Below are 22,913 nucleotides of genomic sequence, written 5' to 3' on the forward strand. Positions count from 1 at the left end.
TGACATCACCTTGCCTCATTTATCGATTTTCGGAGCAAACCATTTTACTGCAAACACTTCAAAATAAGGCGAACCATACGTTCTGCTGAAATTCATCCGAACGCGGGTTACACGTTCCGCGTCCACCTGATGTTTATTCAATGTGAGATAATTCCCGCGTGTTAGGATGGTCCTCTCGGCTCCATCTTCTAGAGTCAGGATCAACTCATAATCTTGCACAAGGGACTCGATCGGGTCGTTGAAATGCTCTAAATCGAGCTGTGAATTGAACACAAGATGGATTTCCTCTATATTTTTGGGTCCTGCAAAACAGAATTCCAGCCATTCCTGTCCTTCCGTACGCTCCGAAATCCAGCCATTCGGCAGGCCATAAGGTCTGGAGAAGCCGTTGACAACATTCTCGGGAGCATACATACTCTGAGCCGGGAGCAGGTCCTTGAAGCAAATGCTCTTATTGATTTTTTTCAGCCTGGACGGCTCTTCCGGCCGATAATGGAAGCTGACCGCTCCGGTCAGTTTCTCTTCATTGCCGTATACGGCAAGACTAGCCGAGCCCTCTAAGACAATGTAGATTTTGTCGTCAGCCGATTTCTTGCAGTCCAGGCCCAGTGTAATCCAGTCGTCATGACCGGCTGCAATCTCCAAGCGGTAATCGTTCAACCCGCTGGCGGGAATGTAGTTCTCCTTGCGTTCTCCGCCAAACAGCTTCACATGCAAGGTTTCCGGATGCCCGGACCTGTTTTTAATTTTGACCCGTACACTTTCCGCAACGGATGTCTGAATCGGCAAGACCAAACATAATCCGTTCTCCAGGGAGAGCTCTTCGGTTGGCTGAGGATTGTCATAACTGCGCTGAGACGAGGCACGAATTGTTAATCCGTCAGCGAAGTAGGGACTCAACTCCTCTTGAAGCCCTACAATCGTTTGGCCGTCCCGAAGCAGCAGCGCCTGCAGCTCCTCCATATGAGCTTCGGCGATGACCGCAGGGTCTGCCTCATATTTCACGCATAACGAAGCAGCCGTTCCAACTGCCTGCCCCATACAACCGCAGGTGGCCATGACCCTTGTAGATCCGAAAGCCACATGGGTAGCGCTTATATTGCGGCCGGCAAACATGAGATTAGGAATATTGCTTGAATATAAACTGCGGAAAGGGATATTGTATAAGCCAGGCACGAAATTCCATGCTGTAGCCGGCCCCTCATCGTAGACTCCCTTATTTGCATGTAAATCCATATACCATCCACCGACGGAGACAGCATCTTCGAAATGCGGCTTGGCTGTAAGATCGTTCTGGGACAACATGTGGTCCCCTATGAACCGCCTAGACTCCCGCTTTCCCGGAATCGGGCATACATAATCCAAGATGAGATTGTCTACATCGTCGAATTCGCCGCTGTTTTTGATATAATCCCAAATCCCATACACCAATTTCCGCAGTTCCAATGCGATGTCCTCATTATTCTTGACCGTATCCAGTTGTCCGCCGTATTCCAGCCACCACAATCCGCCAAGTCCATTGATTTTTCTGGGTACTGCCCGGTGGTTTAAACCTTGTCTGATACTGTCGAAAAAGGCCAGCTTCGTAATGTCATAGGCAAAGTCAGGCCTTGTGTATGGAACGTAATATTCTACATCACGGGCTTGAAAGAGGATCGTATCGCCCATGGTGTAATGATCCGCCGCTTCAGGAGCCAATTCTTCCTTGTATTCATGCTTCGCTTCTCTCCCCCGGCGGAAATCCGCACCTGCCTGATATCCGACCACTCCATCACCGGAGCAATCGATGAAGGTTCGGCTTGCGAACCGGAATTTTCTCTCGGAAGCCAATTGCAGGCCCTCCACCCATTTAATTCTGCCGTTCTCCATGCCCGTATCATGCACGCATGTATTTAGAAATAGAGAAAGGTTAGGCTCCGCATAAACCATGTCGAGCAAGACCATGTCTGAAAGCGAAAGCATCAGCTTCTTGTTGTATAACGGATTGTAGTGAAAAATCTTCAGCTTGAGCTCTTCCACTAATCCGCCCTCGCGTGCATAATAGGATGGACTGTTTCCGAGATATGCCGACCCGTTGATATGAACCCTGACCTCGCTGCTAGCATTTCCTCCAAGCACCGGCCGGTCATTAATAAGTGAGACCTGCAGCCCTTGGCGTGCGGCAGCAATGGCCGCGCATACCCCGGCAATACCTCCGCCTACGACGGTTACATCTGCATTAATTAGCTCCATTTTGATAACCTCCATGATTAGATCCTGCTATCATGGTAAGCCATTAGCTGCCCTTTTTTTTATAGGATTTCGCGAGAAATTTACAGGTTTATTTGGATTCATACCGTGTCATTTTGATCCGGTATTGCTTAGGGGTAACGCCCGTGTAATCTTTGAATAATTTACAAAAATAGCCTTCGTTCACGATTCCTACTTCCTCACACAATTCCAATAAAGAATAATCCTGAATATTTAACAGCTCTAGAGCTAATTGGATTTTTTTACGGTTGATGTAGCTGATCACGCCCTCATTCATTGTTTTTTTGAACAAGCTGCTGAAATACGATGGGGCTAAATTCACTTCCTCGGCAATGGCCTCCAGCGTTATTCTCTGTTTCAGGTTTTGCTCTATATACCGCAAAGCACTCATAATTTCTATACGGTGTAAAAGTTGGCCAGCATGCACATATTCGAAGGTGAAGTCGCCAATATAGGCAAGCTGCTCCTGAAAGGTCATGAATTTTATCGGAAGCTCTGATACATCCGTAGTCACCGCATTCCGGGATTTGAATTTCGCTGTAATATCTCTGTACAAGCTTTGGAGCATAGGCGCCATGATGGACTTATGAAGTTTATAGTTCGTCACCCATTGGTTCAGATCAGAGAGTTCTTTCTCCAGCTCTTCCTTGGATACTTTTCGTTGCACCCATTGGAGGAAACCATCCAGTTTCTGCTGAAAATCCTCTTGTTTGTCATTATGATAATGTAAGCGATGCATGGGTGTTGTGACGGTCTTCTCTTCATGATAATAGAAATCCTCACTCACGCTATTAGCTTCCATGTAAGCTTGTTTGATGGATTCCCAGCCCCGGTGAGGGCCTCCAAAAGCGACAGATACCCTTTGATTCATATATTGCTGTAAATGGGAGATGATTTGACTTCCCAATGCATGGCAAGCATATTCTGTGTCCATCTCGCTGCGATGATTCTCCCAGGACAGAAAGCCGATAAAACGATTATCGGATAGATCCGCAGCTACGCCTCGGCCCCCACTCACCACCGTTTCTTCGATGATATTCGTAATTGCATATTTCAAGATGTTCTGATCTGAAGCTGAATAATCGTTCCGGAAGCTCTCATACCGGTTCATTTCCACAATGAAGCAGCAATAGCTTGCTTGAAAGAAATGGAATTGCATACGATTGGCAAAATCCGATGCCCGGTGAGTAGGAATTTCCCCGCGGATCAGCTCATTAAAAAACTGCTTGCGGACTCTATATTTATTTTCCAGCACGGATATGTGTAACGATTGAAATTCCGCTTCTTTGGTCTTCACCTCATTTAGAATCCCGGCTGCCTTAGCTAAAGCGCGATCCAAATCCGCTTCCCTTAGCGGAACCTTAACAATGTACTCCAATACGTTGGCTTGAATGGCCCGCTGCGCGTATTCAAAGGATGAATAGGCAGTCAAAAGAATGTACTGGGTATGGGAAAGCTTTGGCTTTAGCTGCTCAATCATAGAAATTCCATCCATTCGCGGCATAACGATATCAGAGATCACGATATCCGGCTTAAGCTTTACGATCTCCTCTAACCCCTCCACCCCATTATTCGCTTTTCCTACTAACCGGAATCGTCTATCCCTATGAGAGAGCTCCTCAAAAAACAATTCCAATCTCTGAATGATTAAATCCTCATCGTCAACAATGAAGCAGGTGTAGTCTCTCACCATCATGCATCTCCTTTACACAAGCCTGCCGGGAATACGGCGCGAACACGGGTGATTTGCTTCGGTATGCTTATGATTTGGAGCCCGAACTGTTCTCCGTAGTGAAGCCGTATCCGGTCATGAATATTGTTTAATCCGATTCTTTTCCTTCTTACTTCCACATCACCCGGTTCTGAAACCAGAATATGCTCCAGGATACCGGTTGAAATTCCCTCGCCTTGATCAATGACTTCTATGATGACGGTGCTGCCCTCCCTGAAGGCATGAATAGTAATAGGGCCTTCGATCCCCCCTCCGTTATAACCATGGAAGATACTATTCTCCACAAGGGGCTGCAGCAACATCCGGAAAACAGGGAAACCCATTAATCCTGCTTCGATATCTTCAATCAAGTGAAAGCTTCGGTTATAGCGGATGTTCTGGATCGCGATATAGTCCGCTACATTCTGCAATTCCTGACGCAGGGAGACCTTCTCCGCAGCATCGGCGATCCCATATTCCAATATTGAAATGAGCGACTCGATGACCACATCTACTTTCTCTATTCGTCCGAGCCGGATGACATTGCTGATCGAACCCAGAGTGTTATACAGAAAATGAGGGTTTATTTGCGACTGAAGCACTTGAATTTCCAGCTTCCGCTCCAGTTCATGATGAAGCTCTGCTCCCCGGATCAGCTCTACAATCTGCTGCAGCATACGATCGAATGCCCGGGAGAGATCTCCAAACTCATCGTTCCGGTTAATTGGGATTGGAGTTGTAAGGATACCTTGCTCCACCCGCTTCATTTTTGTTTTGAGCGCATGGAGAGGGGTTCTTATATACTTGGCTATCAACAAAGAGATGAACAGACTTAACACAAAGCCTGCAGCCAGAAGCCCGATATAATAGGTCTCCAATCGGGACAACGCAGCTTTCAAGCGGGATTCATCGTTGATCGAGATCAGTGTCCAGTTGAATTTCTCCGTCGGTTTTTTCAGCAGAGAGACGGGCAGGCCCTCCTTGGTATGCAGTTGAAGGCTGGTTTCTGCAGTATCCAGAATTTGCTCCGCTGATGTATCACCGATTGAAAAAGTATGATCTTGAATATTTACGGGTCCTTTATTTTCTGAAAATCCGGCAATGATTTTTCCCGATGCGGTGAGCAGAGCCAGATTCATTTGTTCTTGAGTATTAATCTTGAACAAGGTTTCTTCAATGGCATTGAGATCCAGATCTACCGCAATGGCCATAGGAAACGGAGCGTTGTTCAGATAACGGACCATCGTAACGGTCCAGCCGGAATATTTAGATTTGTAAGGATCACTGACAAAGGTAATCCTTCTATTCTTGTCAGCCGCGTCAAACAATGGCTCTCTTTCCGCTAAAGATTCATCGAATATCCGGGTAGGCGCACTTCCGCCTAGAATGGATAAATCGCTTTTGATCAGATAAATATTACTGACGTAATTACTGTTGAGTTCATACAGCTCTCTTAATTGCTTTTTGATCACATCCAGATTGCCAATATTGGCTTTCACCGATGACTCGACTGAGAACAGTATGGTCTGGAAGGAGGAAAAATTAACGGTGAAATACTGATCTACCTTGTCAAGTATTTGGTTGGTGTAATACAGGTCAGAGGTTCTTATTTCCTTTTGGACATAGCGGTAAGACAATTGGCTGATCAGGATAATGCAGCTTAATACAAAAGCAAACACGAGTAAAAATAATTTTAAGGGCAAGCTGATTCTTCTTCGCATCGGTCCTCTTCCTTTGAAATCCGGATTAAAGAAATCATAGCCTATGACAATAAAGAGAGGGGCTAAGGATAGCCGCTCTCTTATTAAAAGATAAGAATGTATATGCTTCGTGCATTCTACTTGATTAAGCCCGCTTCAGTAAATTGCTTGATGACTGTGTCCTTATATTTCTGCATGTCAAACTTGGTCTCCAGCGTATTGAGAAAATCATCCCAGTTTTCCAGCGGATCTTTGCCGGTCATAAATTTAACCAGGCTTTCATTAATAAAACGTTGACGGTCTGTTGCCAATGTATCGTTCGGGTCCTCGGTCAATAAATTCCCGGGTAACGTAGGCGCTACGTATTGCTGATTGTTCTTAAAAGCTTCAGCCGTCTTAGGATTTTGGAAGCTGAAGTACTCAGCATCATCGCCATGACGCGGCATTCTGTAATGATCAACCCATAGATATTTTTCTTTCATTTCCTTCGATAATTCGGAGGTTTTATTCTTGATCTTACCATCTATCACATCCCAGTGAATCCCTTTAATTCCGTAGGCGAAGTTCGGATAGGCTTCCTCGTCCGTAAAGAGATAATTCAGCATGGCCAAGATCCGTATGATTTTGTCCTCATCCGCTTTTTTGGAGATGGCCCATGAATTACCCTGGAACGATTTTCTCTCTACAATCTGATCACCATAAGGACCTGTCATTGGAGGAATGACGATCCATTCCGGGACTTCTCCGCTGATTTCTTTCATTTTCTGCTGATAATCCGGCTCCAGCCTGCGGGCATCTCTGATCATGAAGCCGACTTTGCCCTTAAATAACTTTTGGTCCAGCAATTCGGGAGTATTCATCGTCACCCAGTCCGGATCTACCACTTTGGCCTCCATCATTTTATAAATATAAGCGAGCGCTTCTTTCATTTTGGGATCGGTAAACAGGAACACCGGCTGGTTGTCCTTCACATCAATGGCCGAAGGAGGATTGACGCCGAACATCCACATCAGGCTATCGAAGCCATAGGTTTGCAGATTGCCTTCTTTATTCATACCGCCGATGAAGCCGTACGTATCGTTCTTGCCATTACCATCCGGGTCCTTCTCTGTAAAGGCTTTCATAACTTCAAATAACTCGTCAGGGGTCGTTGGCACTTCCATGTTCAGCTTTTTAAGCCAATCATTGCGGATAAAGAAGCTGCGGCTGATCCCATTTACATTATCATAACCTGGAACGCCGATGGTTTTGCCTTGATAGGACATCGCTTCCCAGGAGTCGTCGCTGAATCGTTTCTGTAGTGCCGGAAATTGATCCAGATACGGTGTCAAATCGGCAAGAACGCCTTGATCATAATATTGCGCGAGATCAGCCCGGCTTTTTAAGAAGATCAAATCTGGAATATCTCCTCCGGCAATCAGCGTATTTAATTTAGTCGTTGCTTGCCCGGATTGCGGAATCATCATTTCGAGGTCGATATTCACTGCTTTTTCCAGCATTTGGCGCTGGATATCTTCATCACGGGGAGGAATCGGAGCAGCCGCGTTGAAGGTGCCTTGGTTAAACATCGAGATTTTTAATTTGGTTCCATAGGGATTCGACTCGTCTTGCGAATTACTCTCGGCTGTCGATTTCACTTCTTTTTGTTCCCCGCATCCAGACAATACCGTTCCCACCCCCACGATTGCTGTCAGAATAGCAGATGTAATGACTCTACGCTTCATAATGACCTCTCCTTTGCTTCTATATTATCACGGTTTCCCCGTAACAACTCAGGTTGGATTGCCTTTTACCCTTTAACTGATCCCAAGAGCACACCTTTTGTAAAGTGTTTTTGCATAAATGGGTACACGATCAAAATTGGAATCGTCGTCACAACAACGGCGGCCATCTGCACAGCGAACGTACTAACCGCCCCGGAATTGGCAAGCGAATCAGCGCTTTGGGTGGCGACATTAAGCAGGATGTTGCGCAAGATCACTTGCAGCGGCATTAAACTGGAATCATTGATATATACAATAGCGTCGAAATAACTGTTCCAGTGACCGACTGCGTAGAATAAGGAAATGGTGGAGAGAACGGGCATGGACAAGGGTAAAATGATCCGCCATAGCGACTGAAGCTCACTTGCACCGTCTACCCTCGCGGATTCCTCGATTTCAGCAGGCAATTGCTCGAAGAAGCCTTTGATGATCACCAGATTAAATGCACTGATGAGCTGCGGAATAATCAATACCCACGGACTGTTTAGCAGTCCCAGCGAGCGGATTAATAAATAGGTCGGAATTAAACCTCCCCCAAACATCATCGTAAAGACAATGAATAGTAAAAATGGGCTTCGCCCCGGTAAATATTTTTTGGATAACGGATAAGCCGCTATTACCGTAAAAACCACATTCAGCAGGGTGCCGACAATCGTTCGGAACAAGGTGATTTTATACGCCTGCCCGATCCCATGAGATATGAATACTTCTTTATAGGCTAGAAAGGTAAAGGTCTCTGGAATAATAACAATGCCTCTTCTTAACACTTCCGATTCTGGCGTCATAGACACAGCAACCACATACAGAAAGGGAAGTAAGCAAAGTAAGGATAGCAAAATAAGAAGACAATAAACGATAGCTTGCCAGACTTTTTCCCCGGTTGTCATATGAATCATATTGAATACCACCTCACCAAATTTGCCCGTCGAATTTTTTTGCAAGCTTATTCGCTGCCAACACTAGACCAAATCCGATGACAGCTTTGAACAATCCCACAGCGGTAGCGAGCCCGATCTTAAGCCGCTCAAGCCCTTCACGGTATACCCAGGTGTCGATAATGTCGATCTTCTCCTGATTAAAGGTGTTGGCGAACATAAATATCTGGTCAAAGCCTGCATCCAGAATATGGCTTAACTTAAGGATCAGCATCAGGATCATGACTCCGCGAATACCGGGAAGTGTGACATGCCATAACTGTCTCAGCTTGGAGGCGCCGTCCATCCGGGCCGCTTCATATAAGCTAGGATCGATTCCTGCTAATGCGGCAAGGTACAATATCGCTCCCCAGCCAATATCCTTCCATATTTCAGATAAAATGATCAGCAGTCTGCCCCAGGCAGGCTCCGTTAGAAAGGAGATGGGTTCAACACCGAAATCCTTCATAATCATGTTAATCAGACCATCACCTGGGGCTAATAATGCCACCATCATTCCATACACAATGACCCACGACAGAAAATGGGGCAAATAAGTAATCGTTTGTACGATTTTCTTAAACCATTGGGTATACACTTCATTGAGCAGCAAAGCAAGCAGGACAGGAGCAGTGAAGCCGAACAATAGCTTATACAACGAGATGATAATCGTATTTCTCATGATGTCCCAGAAATAAACGCCGTTCATAAAATCCGTGAAATTTCTAAATCCCACCCACGGGCTATCCCATAGGCCCAAAGCAAGGTTATAGTTTTTAAACGCAATCACGATTCCCGCCATAGGAATGTATTTGAATACGGCAAAGTATACTAGTGCCGGGAACAAGAGCGCGTACATCACTTTATATTTTTTTATCGTCCTTATCCATGAATTCCGCTGTTTGGGGAGGGGAATGGCGTCCGCTGCCAATTTTGCTTGCATCTCATCACCTCGTCTTTGTTTATATGGGTATAATAGCATCCCCCTGTATGGATGAATTTCTGTGATTTCAAGAATTTCTTATAAGATATTAATCTGAATTTTGAATGAAGGCTGATTACGAAAAAACCCTCTGGACGCTAGGTTAGCGTTTCTGAGGGTTCATCCAATATATATTATTTCAGGCTAAACCGGCTGCCTGAGTACCGTGAGACAAGCGGAATTACACTAATGAAATACACTACAGCCAGTAAGGCAATGACGACAGCTAAGCTCCAGGGGTCCGGACGCAGCAAGAAGGCTACAAGGAAACCAATCGAACCCAGGCTATTCAGCCAAGTAAACAAAGGGTTACTCGTTGTCATATCCGGGATATAAGGCTGGAGGAGGTAATACAGCAGTAAATGATGTACCGACGTGCGAATAATGCTTAATCAGCTTGTGACGGTCACTCTCTTCTATAGACATTAAGTCGAACAGCGCGTCTATATCGTCGCCCCGGTCTGCAATCGCTGCCTGCACTAGTCAATACAGGCTTATCGCCAAAGCCTTTGGTTAAGTACTCTACAACCAGCTGCAACCCTGTAGGTTCCTGTATCAGGTTATCTGTTGTAATCTTTAACACACACCACCTGTTCATGGGGCAGGGCCTGTAGAAATTTTTTTTAATTAAGCGTTACTACTGTAGTAGCTCCTTGATATCACTTGCTTCATGTTCCTCCAGCAGCTGCTTCAGCTTCTGGCGTTGGCGTTTTTCCCGTTGACGGCGTTCTTTGTCCTCCTCCTTGAGTGCCTTAAGCAGGGAGAAGCACATGCCGATCAGGACAATGGCAAAAGGCAGCGCTGCTACAATGGAAGCGGTCTGAAGACCGCTTAATCCGCCGCTAATCAGCAGAACTACAGCGATGGAGGATTGCAGAATCCCCCAGGTCAATTTGACTCTTGCACTTGGGTTAAGCTTGCCGTCTGAGGTCAGCATGCCCAGTACAAAGGTAGCCGAATCGGCTGATGTAATGAAGAAGATCATAATCAGGATCGTAGCTATGAACGATACTATGGTGCCTAAGGGCAGTTGCTCCAGCATGACGAAGAGGGCTGTCGTAGTATCTCCTTTGACGGCTTCGGCCAGTTGGACAGCGTCGAACAACTCCATTTGCATGCCGGTTCCGCCAAATACCGAAAACCAGAGGAAGCCGAACAGACTCGGTATAATCAGCACGCAAATGACAAACTCCTTAATGGTTCTTCCCCTGGATACCCTCGCAATGAACGTTCCGACAAAGGGTGCCCAGGCAATCCACCAGGCCCAATAGAATAAGGTCCAGGCCCCGACCCAGGTCCCTTTGGAAAAAGGCGTTAGTCTCAAGCTCATATTGACGATATTTTGCAGATAGCTGCCTAATGTGGTTGTAAATGTATCAAAAATAAATGAGGTCGGACCTGTGATCCATACGAACAGCATCAACAGAACGGCGATGACTAAGTTGGTGTTACTGAGGATCTTGATCCCCTTGTCCAGACCACTGGTAGCTGAGATGAGGAACAGCACGGTCACTACAGCAATAATTGCAATCTGAGCGCCTACCGTGTTCGGAAGCCCGAATAAATAGTGCAACCCTCCATTAATCTGTAGAGCCCCGAGGCCAAGAGAGGTCGCTACTCCAAAAATAGTGGCAATCACCGCTAAAATATCGATTGTTTTGCCCAGCCAGCCGGAAACTAGCTTCTCCCCCAGTAAAGGGATGAAGGCGGAGCTGATCAAGCCTTTATACCCTTTGCGGAATTGGAAATAGGCAAGCGTCAGTCCGATGACGGCATAGATGGCCCATGGATGCAGTCCCCAGTGGAAAAAAGAATACCGCATGGAGATCCGAGCTGCTTCTGTCGTCCCTCCCGCTACGCCCTCCGGCGGAGATAAGTAATGGGACAACGGTTCAGCCACTCCCCAGTAGACAAGCCCGATCCCCATCCCTGCGCTGAATAACATCGACAGCCAGGATATCGTGGAATATTCCGGTTCATCATCGTCGTCTCCCAGACGAATCCCCCCAAACCTGCTGAAGGCTAAGTAGAAAGTAAAGATTAAGAAAAATAAAGTCGCCAGCAAATAGAACCAGCCGAAATTATGAATGGAGAAATTGTACGCAGCATTAGCTGCAGCTGCCATCTGATCAGGCGCTACAGCTCCCCATATTGCAAAAATCGCTACAATGGTAATTGAGATGATAAAAACCATAAATGAACCTCCAGTGATTATATATGTATAATGGGCAGAACGAAAACCCTCAGAACGCATTAGAGGCTTCCTGAGGGTCTATCCATTGTCTTTTCCTTCAGGGTCCTGCTCAGTTCTGTCTGTTCTCCACCGATTTCATCCGGTTCTGGTCGTCAGGCACCCGGTCATTGCTGAATTCCTGACCTGCTTCTACTTCCCCGCCTTCGGATACAGCCCGGGCAAAGTTACTGAACTGTCTCTTTTCCTCATCCTGCTCATGCTTCAGCTTCAAAAGCTCCTTAGGGTCCTGAGTTGTCATTGTGCCAACCTCCTGAGAAATCAAATCTTCTTGTATATTTGCACTATATAAGTTTTTGCATTATACCCCTGTGCTTATGCACGAAATTCTCCGAAAACTTAGACCCCGGATCTTTCCAATTATTCATTAACCCTATGAAGCAATAAGGAATCAGGAAGACCCAGTAAGAAAGAGCCCGCTCATTGCAGGCTCTCACTCCTTCAAGTGTTCGGGTAAAGCACAAGGCCGGCCGTCAAATATAATATTCGATATGGGCTTCATCGTACTTCGTCGGATTGGGCTGCGGAATACAGGTAACGGCCAATGCTGCGAGTCCCATAACGCTTATACAGGCGAACGACGCCCGAAACGCGGTAAGTAGTCCTGCCTCCGGGAAAATATTCTGGGCCAGACGGTAAAGTGTCCCGCCCAGCGTGACGCCCATGCCCATGCCGATGGTCCGGCTCATATTAAGCGTTGCTCCAGCCACGCCAAGCCGTGCCGCCGGTACGTTGCCCATGACATTACTGTTGTTGGGCGGCGTAAACAGGCCCATGCCTCCGCCCACCAGCCCCAAACCGAGCAGGAGCCGGGCAATGTCGCCATCACTGCGAATCGACGCCAGAGCGGCACAGCCTATCAGTAGCGCAACAATACCGGTAATAGCGGGCAGCCGGATGCCGAACCGGTCCGCGAGATAGCCCGAGACCGGCGTCATTAGCGTCATCCCGATCGGAACAAACGACAGATACAGTCCCGCACGGATAGAATTGGCATGGAAGACAGCCTCCATCAGAAACGGACTGAGCAGCAGCACGCTATACATGACGGTAAAGGCTAAGAACCCTGTCAGATTTCCACGGATAAAGATGCTGCTGCGGAACAACGCCAGGTCCATCAGCGGAACGGGCGCATGCTGCTCTTCCCGGATGAACGAGGTCAAGGCCAGCAATGCACTGAATGACCCGATTAATATAACCGGTGAAGCCCAGCCGAGAGCGGTTCCGTTATTAAGGATATAGACCAGAAAAACCAGAAACGGAATGAGGAATATCATCCCCCAAAGATCGAACGATTCCCTCTTCTTGGCATTATCTTGCGGAAGCAGCAGAATCCCGAGAATCGTCCCGATGATCCCGATAGGAATGTTAATGTAGAATAGCCAGCGCCAATCTCCCATGGCCAAAAGTCCGCCGCCGATAACCGGCCCCAGACTGAGACCGATGCCCTGTGCACTGGCCTGGATTCCGATCGCTTTGCCCCGATGCTGCGGCGGGGTCGCGGCCGTAATGATCGCTACGCTGTTCGCCTGGAGCATCGCTGCGCCTACAGCCTGCAACACCCGGGCAAGCAAAAGAACGCCAAAGGTTGGCGCCAGCCCGCAGAGTAATGAACTGATCAGGAATACTGTGAATCCGCCGGTGTACATCCATTTGCGGCCCAGCATATCTGCTAACCGGCCGAAGGGAATGACAAGCGATGCTAGTGTGAGCAGATATACGAGGCTGATCCACTCCACCGTTGCCATGGATACATTCAACTGCGCAACCAGGGACGGCAGAGCCAGATTGATGATGCTTGCGTCAAGCGCCGCCATGAATGCGCCGATGCATACGGTTGAAACGACAAGCCAGTGATAGCCCTTGCGGGCCGACAGAGACTTAGGAGGGCTATTGTGGATGAACTGGGATGGACTGATCAAGCTGTTATCCTCCTTTTTGTAGTGAATATACCACTTGGATTGTTTTCACACTTTAATGATTTTAACATGAATTACTTTGCATTAGGACTTAAGGAGGAACAAAAGATTGATTATTCCGTCACTTTTAACAGCACGCCATCTTTATTCTCATAGCTCCTCTTTTCATTTTTGACGATTTTGTTCATGATCTCTTCTTCCAGGTTAATCCCCAGAATCTCCGCCAGTCCAATCAGGTAGATGGCAACATCCGCCAATTCTTCGCCGAGGTCGTCTTTCTTCTTCCGGTAAGCATCGCAGGCTTCTGACAGTTCGCCGTGGGTCAGGCAGAATTCCTGATAAATATCAGTAACATTGAACCCCTTCTCCAGCTTGTTCTGATACACTCTCTTTTGAAGTTGTAGTAAATCAATCATTGTATCCACCCCTATCTTCTGTCTTATTGAACTAACTTATTGAACTTATCCTATATGCTTGCGCAAATGCACTAGCGACATGGGCTTGATCCGCTGGGCTTCGGTGATATTCTCATACAATAGTTGGCTCTTGCCGGCCTGGGCAAACGACTCACGTAAGGCTGCAATCCTTCCTTTTTTGAGATCAAGGTACTGGAAGTCCACCTGCTTCAGATGCTTCATTGCGGTCAAAGGCTCTAACTCCTTCGCAGTCACGGCTGCAGAAATCTCTCTTAGCTGTAACATTTCAAGCTGCGTTGCGGTCCATAAAGGGTCAATATCCTCCAGAGATTTCATGTTATCGAGTTCAAGCTGTATAAGCCCCGGCATATTAGAGAAGTCACACAAAGCCTCGACCTTCGGCAAAGATAAGTGCAGGTATGTAAGATTGCTCATGGACTCCAGGGCATCTAGCTCCGTTAAGTTACGGATAGCCGCCAGACTCAGCATGGGGACTGTAGAATCTGCAAGCGTATCCAGTGACCCTTTCAAGATGGAGTCATGAATGAAGAGGCACAGCAGCTTCGGTAACCGGCGGAGAAACTCCAGCTCATGAATCGTAGTCCGCAAGACTAAGGTATCCAGGCTGGAAGCATCGCCTATCGGCGTTAAGTCCTGAAATTGCCCATGGACCGAGAGATATTGCAGCTGCTTGAAGCTTGCGAGGAAGCTTAGGTCTATAGGTTTTTTGGCCGTAATGGATAAAAACTGCAGCCGCGCCAACTTGCCAAGCACACTCAGATCCACAGTATGAAACAGATTCAACTCTATGGCTGTTATGTGCCGTAGTTCCGCTAGAGTCTGTAGCAATTCCTCCGGATAGCGCACTTTCTTGTCCGCTTGGCTAATCGACAAGACCAGATCCGGGCGCTCGGCAAATACATGCTGATCTAAGTCCAGCAGATCCTGAGGCTTGTCCACATCGATGACATACGAAATAAGCGCCCGCTGTCTGAGCTCCTTCACCGCCTGATCCATTTTACCTCTTGTCCAAGGTGCACCATTCATTGAGCTAGTCCATACTCCCATTCCCGTGATCCCCCATTCCTTCGGATATAAAAAGTCCCGCCTGTTTGTGGCAGACGGGATTTTGACTTAGCCATACTTATTGAGCGGCAGCCTTATAACTTGCGTGCCACATAAATGAGATTCATTCCACTATCTAGCGTGCCCGGCAGTTTGGTGAACGCAATTTCCTGTTCGACAATCAGCTTCCAGAATTCCTGGTCAGCCCGGGCGTTCTCTAAGGCAGCGTCTCCAGCTTGCGTATATAGTCCGGCAGAGCTTCTCTCCAGAATATTAACCGGAAACCGGGCTAATAAAGCATCTAATTCACAGCTTCTCATCATGTGGATGTAATGCTTGCTCGGAACGGGATAATGCTCTTCATCTTGAATTCCTGTGTTCATGATCCATCTTGTAGCATCAATCCCGAACTGGTCTTTCTCATAGCGGATGCCCTCCAGATAATACATGGAAGCACCGATGAAGCTCATCGATCCCAGGATCAGTATCCCGCCCGGCTTCAGTACTCTCAGGAGCTCCCGGATACCATCTGACTCTTTGTCCAAGAGATAGTTAATGACACCGCCGATACATACCACAGTGTCGAACGTACCCTCTTCAAACACGCTCATATCCAGCACATCTAGTACATGGTATGCCTTGATTCTGTCCGCCAGGGACAGCTCTTGCATTTTGGACTTGTTGAATTCAATCTGATGGCCCGACAGATCAGCGACGGTCAACTCAGAACACATGGTCACGATGTCCTTGGTATACCTGCCTGAACCTGCGCCAATCTCCAGCACTGTATCTGTAGGATGGATGTAACGCTGAAGAATATCCAGATGCACCTGATACAAAAGCTCGCCGGGACCATCCTTCGTAAGCCGTGTCCATTCACGGTCACCATAGTTGTCATACCGGGTTCTCGGGATTTCGGGGTTGTAGCTCATGAAAGCCTCTCCTTTTCATATTCAATTGGAACATCGGAGTAATGCCGCTAATGTCGCTAATATCGCCTGCACTCATACAACCACCCCCTCCTTGGAATCCGTCTGCTCCTATTATACTAGGCCTCGTTCCATTTGGCATCCTAAATTTCCCAGACCGATCAGCCGGATGATTATCGAAGTTGCTACTAGGGCTATACCAGGGAACTGACATGGGCCACTTGCCGAACGGTATCCAGAATAATCGGGGAATGGCTGTCGTTGGTCAGAATGACCAGGGTATCCCCTGCCTGAAGCACGAGGCTTCCGGTAGGAATGATTTCGTCAGTTCCTCTTTTGACGGATACGATCAGGCAATGGTCCGGCCATTGGTATTGGCCTATGCCGGTTCCATCCAGCATCGAGCCTTGATGCACAGGGATCTCCAGAAGGATTTTATTTACATCTGTATGATCCACAGCGTCTTTCCCGTGCAGGAATCTCTCCAACAGCACTTCATAGACGGGCAAGGAACGGAACCATTCAGCCGTCATATAAGCGGTAAGACATACAATACCGATCGGAAGCAGGTTCGTAAAGGAGCCGGTCATTTCCGTAATCAGAATGATGCCGGTGATCGGAGCCTTCAAGCTTGCTGTCAGCAGGCCGGCCATGGCGGCAATCAGCAAATAACCTTCATCCAGCGTATGGCCTCCCAGCAGGCCGTTGGCAATTTGACAGTATAGGGTACCGATAAGCCCTCCGAGAACAAGCATTGGCAGGAAGATCCCGCCGGGTGCAGATGAACCGTAACTGACGAGGGTGAACAGGAATTTCACTACCAGCAGAAGCAGCAATACCTTTATAGGATAGGGGCTTGCGACCAAATCGTTGATTAAGCCGTTTCCTCCTCCTAGAACTGCCGGGAATGTCAGTCCAAGCACACCAGCCAGCACGAAAGGAATCACCGGCCGGGCTTGTGCCGGCATCCACTTCGCTCTGGCGTACAGATCCTGAAAGAAGTATAAGCCCTTATTAAAGCCGATGCCTGATATGCCAACCAGCATCCCCAGCAGCACCAGATGATAATAACTGGACAGCGGCAGCGATCCCATCCCAGAGAAGTTGAACACGGGGGCGAGTCCGAAGAACTCTTTGGATATAAAATCAGCCACCAGCGACGAGGTCAAGGCGGAGATCATAATCAGCGGGGAGAAATTCATGTGCACCTCTTCCAGGGCGAAAATAACACCCGCGATAGGCGCATTGAAGGCGGCTGCAAGTCCCGCGCTGGCCCCGCATGTAATCAGGATGTGCGCCTCTGTCTTCGATTTGCGGAACACACGGCTGAATCCTTCGGCGATCAGAGCGCCGATCTGAATCGATGGTCCTTCCCGTCCCAGGGAGAGACCGGCTCCGATGCTGACCGCACCGCCAACGAATTTGGCGGTGACCGCCTTCCACCAGTTAAGCTGGAGCCGGTGCTGAAGCACGGCCTTTACCTGGGGAATGCCGCTTCCCGAAATGCCGGGCTGCTTCTTAACAAGCATTCCTGTACACCAGCCAGCCAGAACCAGAACCGCCAGCCAGAATGGGACCGCCCATAGATGGTTTCTCTGATACTGATAAAAAATTAAAGATTGCTTAAGTGACTCCTCCAGCACAAAACGGAACATAACAACCACCGTACCTGATAGTATGCCTACGGCTATGCCGCCTGCCAGAAGCCGGAATTTGAAATCAAACCAAGTATCCAGCTGTTTGCGGATCGAATGCTGATTCAATGCACAGACCTTCTTTTCATTTTTTTGACATAGCTATTATGCTAACAGTATGAACTTATAAAATCCATGATTTTTGTGCCGCGAGTCAAAAAGAGCCTGCTGACAGCAGGCTCTTCCGGTTACCTATATTATACTGTAATGCCGGATTGCGCGCCGTGACAGCTTACACAGCCACTTTAACAATGTCCGGATAAAAAAGACAACACTTATTCCAAATTCAAAATCTCAATCTCACCCGGAGCATAGGATTGTTCGGCGTAATTCTCTCCCCAGTTACAGAGTAATCTCAGAACGGGTTCGAGGGATTGCCCCAGCTCTGTCGTTGAGTATACCACCTTAGGCGGTACTTGATTGTACATGGTTCTGCGGATTAACCCGTCTGTCTCCAGTTCCCGGAGCGTTTGGATTAGCATCTTTTGCGAGATATTATGAACAAGCCGTTTAAGCTCCCCTGTCCGCTTGGGTCCTTTGATTAAATAATACAGAACAAGCCCCTTCCACTTCCCTCCGATCACCTCTAGCGTTACTTCCAGTTCACAGTGAAAGATTTTCATAACAATCCATCATCTCCCGGGTTGATACACACACGTTAAGCTGATTTAGATTTGAGCCACTCCGCCGTCTACGAATAATTCAATGCCATTCAAATAGCTGCTCTCCGTAGAGGCCAGGAACATGACAGCATTTGCGATCTCTTCTACCTGCCCAACTCTGCCGAGCGGGATATCAACTTTGGCCTGTTCGAGGTAATTCTCAAGTTCGGAGCCAAACAATTCATCGTACGCCGGTGTGACGACTGAACCCGGACTAAGGACGTTCATCCGAATCTCCGTCCCTTTCATATCCAGAATCCAGTTGCGGACGAGCTGTCTGATCGCTGCTTTGGAGGCACCGTAGATACTGAACGCCGGGACCCCAGACGAGCCGGCCGTAGAGCCTGTCAGGATAATGGAACCTTTTTGGTTAGGGAATAAGGGTAATGCCTTTTGTACGGTGAAAATAGTTCCCTTGACGTTGACATCAAAAGTCTTGTAGTAGTGGGCTTCCGTAATTTCGCCTAACGGCAGGAATGACCCTAGTCCCGCATTGGCAAAAAGAATGTCCAGGTGCCCCTTTTCCCGCTTTACGGTGTCGAATAAGGTATCCAGATCTTCCAGCTTTGAGACGTCCCCTTGAACGCCTGTAACATTCTTGCCAATCTGCTGAACGGCTTCATCCAGCTCACGTTGTCTGCGTCCTGTAATATACACGTAAGCCCCTTCTTGTACGAACTGTTGTGCCGCCGCCAGCCCGATGCCGCTTGTCCCTCCGGTTACAACTGCTACCTTCCCGTCAAATCTGCCCATACTATTATACACTCCTTTTATGGTTTGTAGTTCCTATGAACGCTAGTATGGGGGAAAAGTTACAAGAAAAACAGTACCCACTTTTTTGTGATATAGTCACCAAAAGGTGATAATTGAGTCGGTCTAAGGCTAGGTTAATCTGCTGAAGCGCTAAATCTTCTGCTTCTCCACCATCCTATAATACACTCCCTGCTGGGACAGTAATTCTGCCGGACTGCCCTGCTCAACAATGAGGCCCTTATCCACGACCAGAATAACATCTGCATTCTTCACAGTGGACAGCCGGTGTGCGATCACCAGAATCGTCTGCTTCCCCTTCAGGCTCAGCAAGGTATCGTTCAGGTCACTTTCCGTCAAGGCGTCCAGGGCCGAAGTGTACTCATCCAGCATGAGGATACGGGGTTCACTCATGAATGCCCGTGCTAATAGAATCCGCTGGACCTCGCCGCCGGAGAGATTGTCTCCATGGTTCTCCACCTGCTTGTCATACCCTTCTGGCATGGCTTGTACGAATGAATTCACTTGGGCAAGCTCAACAGCAGTGCTGAATTTGCGCCATGTTTCTTCGTTCATGTCTTCCTTTTGCAGAGGATAAATGATGTTGTCCACAATGGACTTGTTCCATAACACTCCCTTCTGCGGGGAATAGCCAACATATCTTCTTAGTTCATGGATGTCCAGTTCTTGGATCGGAACCCCGTCCAGGCAGATCTCCCCTTCATCCGGCTCTATGAACCTGTGAATCAGCTCGAATATCGTAGATTTCCCTGAGCCGCTTAATCCAACAATCCCCACGAAGGTTCCAGGCTGAATGTCCAGATTAAAGCCGGTGATCCCAAAAGAATCTGCCGGAGCATACCGGTAGGAGACATTCCTCATCTCCAGGAGAGGGACACGGTGATAGCCGGGAGCGGTAGCTCCTGATGAGATTTTCTCCAGTTCAAGGATGTCATTCAGGTTATTAATAATGACCCTCATGCGGTTCCTATCGATGTTCAGCGTAAACAGCGACTTGAAAATGCTATAAAGCCTTGGAAGGATTATAATGAAGGCCAGCAATGTGCCTGGTGAGATGCGCCCTTTCAGAATCAGGAACAGACTATAGCCGTATATGATACCCGTAATGATGGAAATGACCGTATCCGCGACCAGGTTCAACACCACATGATGAAATAGCCTGGACCGTCTGGAGTTCTTCCACATCTCGTCATTCCAGTCGCTCCACCGCTGCTGCTCCGCCTGATGTCCGTTACATCGGTGGACCGCCTTCAGATTCGTGAAGAAATCATTCAAATAATGGATGCCCTTCTCCAAAAGGCAATAGTATTCCTTATCCAGCCGCTCTGTTTTACTCCTGAAACGTCTGAAGCCATACATACATAGAGGAAACGAGAGGATGGCCGCGAGCGTAAGCTCCGTACTCATTGAGAACATGATCCATAGGGTAGCGATCAGCAGGATCGTATTCGAGACGATGGACATCAGGGTATCCACCACGAAAATTTCACACAGCATCCCCACCTGTAAGGTGATCCGGTTAATGATTTCCCCCTTGCCGATACTGTCCATGTTTCTTGGCCGGGTCTGGAGTATGTCAGTGAACAGCCGCAGGCGCAGATTCTTGGATAAATGGTTGCCCAGCTCATTATTGTAGTAAGTGGTGACGCTGTTCAAGGCGGCGTAAACCACGGGAATAAGAATTAGCAAAAGCATGGAGAATGCAGCCGTACCGATCTGCTTGCCTGGCAGAATGTCATCGAACAGATCTTTGAACAGGCGGGGCTGAAGCGTCGAGACAAATGCGGCTACTATATTGAAGAATAGAATCATAACAAGGATTCCCTTACTATTAGACAATATCTCCTTAATCAACGTACGGGTCGGATTCATAAGCCGCAAAACCTCCTTCAAAGAGCGCAGCTTATGTAAGCATACCGGACAGGGAAAATGAAGTTAACCTGTCTAATAATAGGTAATCACCTGTCAAATTATAGGATCATTAAAACGGAATAAAATCACCCTGCGGGTGAAGGATGCGGGTGTCTTCTCTCACCGGCCGCTTGTAAGGAGCAGGATTGTTGCACTTTTGGCAGGATTTCCTAAACAACCAAATAGGCCAGCGTCCGCTAGGAATCGCTGGCTTCTGACTATTATGAATGATTAAGGGAGCCTACTTCCAATACCCCCGGCTGAAGGCGATGGAGCCGTCATAATCGATGTACACACCGGCAATCCGGGGATTGCGCAGAATATCGGCTACATAGTTATACACCGGAATGATCACTGCTTCTTTCATCAGCAATTGCTCAGCCTTGGCATACAGCTGGATTCGCTTCGCTGAATCGAAGGTCTGCTCTGCCTGTTTTACGAATTGATCATACGTTTTGTTCGACCAGCCCGAATCGTTGTCAGCACTGTCCGAACGGAAGAAATTCAGGAATGAAGCCGGATCATTATAATCTGCGGACCAGCCGGCGCGGGTAACCTGGTAGCTCCCGCTTAACCGCTTAGCCAGGTAGCTCCCCCACTTCTGCGATTCTATCGTGGCGGTTACGCCCAGTTTTTCTTTCCATTGCTGTATAACCATTGTTGCCACTGCCGCATGAGCTTCACCTTCATTGACATTAATAGTGAACGGCGGAAGCGCGGTCAGCCCCTCCTGCTTAAGCCCCTTGGCTAACAGCTCCTTGGCCTTGTTCACATTAGACCGGTCAAACGCAGTATCGCTGACCTCTGCACGGTACTGTGCTTTAGAACCGAAAAGGGTCCAAGGAACGAAGCCATAGGCTGGTATGGGCATCGGCATCTCGTCCTGGTCTATAGCCAAGGTCAGCGCCTTGCGGATATTTATGTTACTGAAGGGCTTTTGCCCCAGATTGAATTGATAATAGTAGGTAGAAGCATAAGGAGCGTATGTGTAGTCATCCTCATTTATCTGAGCTTCGTATGCAAAATCAACCGGGGTATTTCCGCCCCCCACCCAATCCACCTGTCCTTTGACGAAGGCTTCGGTCGAATTCTTCCATTTCTGACCCAACGGGGACAGCAGAACTACCTCGCTGAGACGGATAGATGAGGCATCGTAGTAATGAGGATTCTTAACCAGCTTGATCTCCGTAATACTCCGTGATTGTAACTGAAAAGGTCCATTGGTGATACCTGCAACTTGCTTTGCCTCTTGCGACACCGGGAAGTAGACCGGCTCGGCCAGAAGTGTAGGGAAATAAGCGTACTTGCCTTTAAGTGTCACCTGGAGGGTATTGTCATTGATGGCCTTCACCCCAACCTTGGCAAAATCCTTCATCTTGCCGGTATGATAGTTCTCTGCCCCGGCTACATAGTACATTTTGTACAGATATCCAGCTTCCCGCCCCGGCGTAAGCGCCAGCTTCCAGGCATAGACGAAATCGGCGGCCTTCAGCTTCTTGCCATTGCTCCATTTGGCATTCGTCCGTAGCTTGAACGTGTAGGTCTTACCATCCGTTCCTACCGTCCAGGATTGGGCTGCACCGGGAACGGGTTTGCCGTTCTTGTCCAGCCGGACCAGCCCCTCATACAATGCCTTAATGACGCTTGTCTTATCCTGGTCTCCGGCCTCAATGCTTGGCGGGTCCAGCAGAATCGGCAATTCATCCATACCAATCCGCAGCACCTGCTTCTCTGCCGCTGCGGATACACTGCTACCTGGCACACTCCCCAGCACCGTTAGCAGAATAACCAGCGTGGCTAACCAAACTTTTCTCATCTGAATTTCCCCTTAGCTATGTAATGTCACACCCTCCCATCTTAGCATATCCGGTAAATTTTACTATGTGAACATTATCGGCCAGCAGCTGCTCATAGTGGAATATGTTCCTTCGCATCAATGGACTGCCTTAAGGTAAATATATAATTTCGTATTGAC

General features: G+C 48.0%; 17 protein-coding genes. All 17 read right to left on the reverse strand.

Annotated elements, in window-relative coordinates; all coding sequences use genetic code 11:
- Positions 1-15: 15 nt before the first annotated feature.
- Positions 16-2,247: an FAD-dependent oxidoreductase gene (locus NST04_RS19775; protein WP_341185758.1), complete on the reverse strand. Its 2,232-nt coding sequence runs from the start codon at positions 2,245-2,247 to the stop codon at positions 16-18.
- A 73-nt stretch (positions 2,248-2,320) separates the two neighbouring features.
- Positions 2,321-3,943, reverse strand: coding sequence for an AraC family transcriptional regulator (locus NST04_RS19780; protein ID WP_341185759.1), 1,623 nt, complete (start codon positions 3,941-3,943; stop codon positions 2,321-2,323).
- Positions 3,943-5,640: a sensor histidine kinase gene (locus NST04_RS19785; protein ID WP_341185760.1), complete on the reverse strand. Its 1,698-nt coding sequence runs from the start codon at positions 5,638-5,640 to the stop codon at positions 3,943-3,945. Before NST04_RS19785 ends, NST04_RS19780 begins: the two co-directional genes overlap by 1 nt.
- Before the next feature lie 158 nt (positions 5,641-5,798).
- A complete protein-coding gene (locus NST04_RS19790; protein ID WP_341185761.1) occupies positions 5,799-7,385 on the reverse strand; it encodes an extracellular solute-binding protein in 1,587 nt (528 codons plus the stop codon).
- Positions 7,386-7,450: 65 nt separating this feature from the next.
- The gene (locus NST04_RS19795) at positions 7,451-8,320 is read right to left on the reverse strand and encodes a carbohydrate ABC transporter permease (protein ID WP_341185762.1); all 870 of its coding nucleotides are present in this window, start codon (positions 8,318-8,320) and stop codon (positions 7,451-7,453) included.
- Between the two features lie 13 nt (positions 8,321-8,333).
- Positions 8,334-9,281, reverse strand: coding sequence for an ABC transporter permease (locus NST04_RS19800; RefSeq protein WP_341186804.1), 948 nt, complete (start codon positions 9,279-9,281; stop codon positions 8,334-8,336).
- Positions 9,282-9,957: 676 nt separating this feature from the next.
- Positions 9,958-11,514, reverse strand: coding sequence for a glycine betaine uptake BCCT transporter (locus NST04_RS19805; RefSeq protein WP_341185763.1), 1,557 nt, complete (start codon positions 11,512-11,514; stop codon positions 9,958-9,960).
- 109 nt (positions 11,515-11,623) lie between these two features.
- Positions 11,624-11,812, reverse strand: coding sequence for a hypothetical protein (locus tag NST04_RS19810; protein ID WP_341185764.1), 189 nt, complete (start codon positions 11,810-11,812; stop codon positions 11,624-11,626).
- Between the two features lie 232 nt (positions 11,813-12,044).
- Positions 12,045-13,493 (reverse strand): MFS transporter, encoded by a 1,449-nt coding sequence (locus tag NST04_RS19815; RefSeq protein ID WP_341185765.1) that lies wholly within the window; start codon positions 13,491-13,493, stop codon positions 12,045-12,047.
- 110 nt (positions 13,494-13,603) lie between these two features.
- The gene (locus tag NST04_RS19820; protein WP_341025366.1) at positions 13,604-13,906 is read right to left on the reverse strand and encodes a MazG-like family protein; all 303 of its coding nucleotides are present in this window, start codon (positions 13,904-13,906) and stop codon (positions 13,604-13,606) included.
- A 45-nt stretch (positions 13,907-13,951) separates the two neighbouring features.
- Positions 13,952-14,953, reverse strand: coding sequence for a hypothetical protein (locus tag NST04_RS19825; protein WP_341185766.1), 1,002 nt, complete (start codon positions 14,951-14,953; stop codon positions 13,952-13,954).
- Positions 14,954-15,066: 113 nt separating this feature from the next.
- Entirely contained in the window at positions 15,067-15,903 is an 837-nt protein-coding gene (locus NST04_RS19830; protein WP_341185767.1) for a class I SAM-dependent methyltransferase, read from the reverse strand.
- Positions 15,904-16,094: 191 nt separating this feature from the next.
- Positions 16,095-17,663, reverse strand: coding sequence for a ClC family H(+)/Cl(-) exchange transporter (locus tag NST04_RS19835; RefSeq protein WP_341185768.1), 1,569 nt, complete (start codon positions 17,661-17,663; stop codon positions 16,095-16,097).
- Between the two features lie 206 nt (positions 17,664-17,869).
- A complete protein-coding gene (locus NST04_RS19840; protein WP_341185769.1) occupies positions 17,870-18,217 on the reverse strand; it encodes a winged helix-turn-helix transcriptional regulator in 348 nt (115 codons plus the stop codon).
- Positions 18,218-18,262: 45 nt separating this feature from the next.
- Complete coding sequence (locus tag NST04_RS19845; protein WP_341185770.1) at positions 18,263-19,009, reverse strand: SDR family NAD(P)-dependent oxidoreductase; 747 nt, start codon at positions 19,007-19,009, stop codon at positions 18,263-18,265.
- A 150-nt stretch (positions 19,010-19,159) separates the two neighbouring features.
- Positions 19,160-20,899 (reverse strand): ABC transporter ATP-binding protein, encoded by a 1,740-nt coding sequence (locus tag NST04_RS19850; RefSeq protein WP_341185771.1) that lies wholly within the window; start codon positions 20,897-20,899, stop codon positions 19,160-19,162.
- 280 nt (positions 20,900-21,179) lie between these two features.
- Positions 21,180-22,754, reverse strand: coding sequence for a peptide ABC transporter substrate-binding protein (locus NST04_RS19855; protein WP_341185772.1), 1,575 nt, complete (start codon positions 22,752-22,754; stop codon positions 21,180-21,182).
- Positions 22,755-22,913 lie beyond the last annotated feature (159 nt).

The sequence above is a fragment of the Paenibacillus sp. FSL H7-0756 genome (genome assembly GCF_038006765.1).
Taxonomy (GTDB): domain Bacteria; phylum Bacillota; class Bacilli; order Paenibacillales; family Paenibacillaceae; genus Paenibacillus_AQ.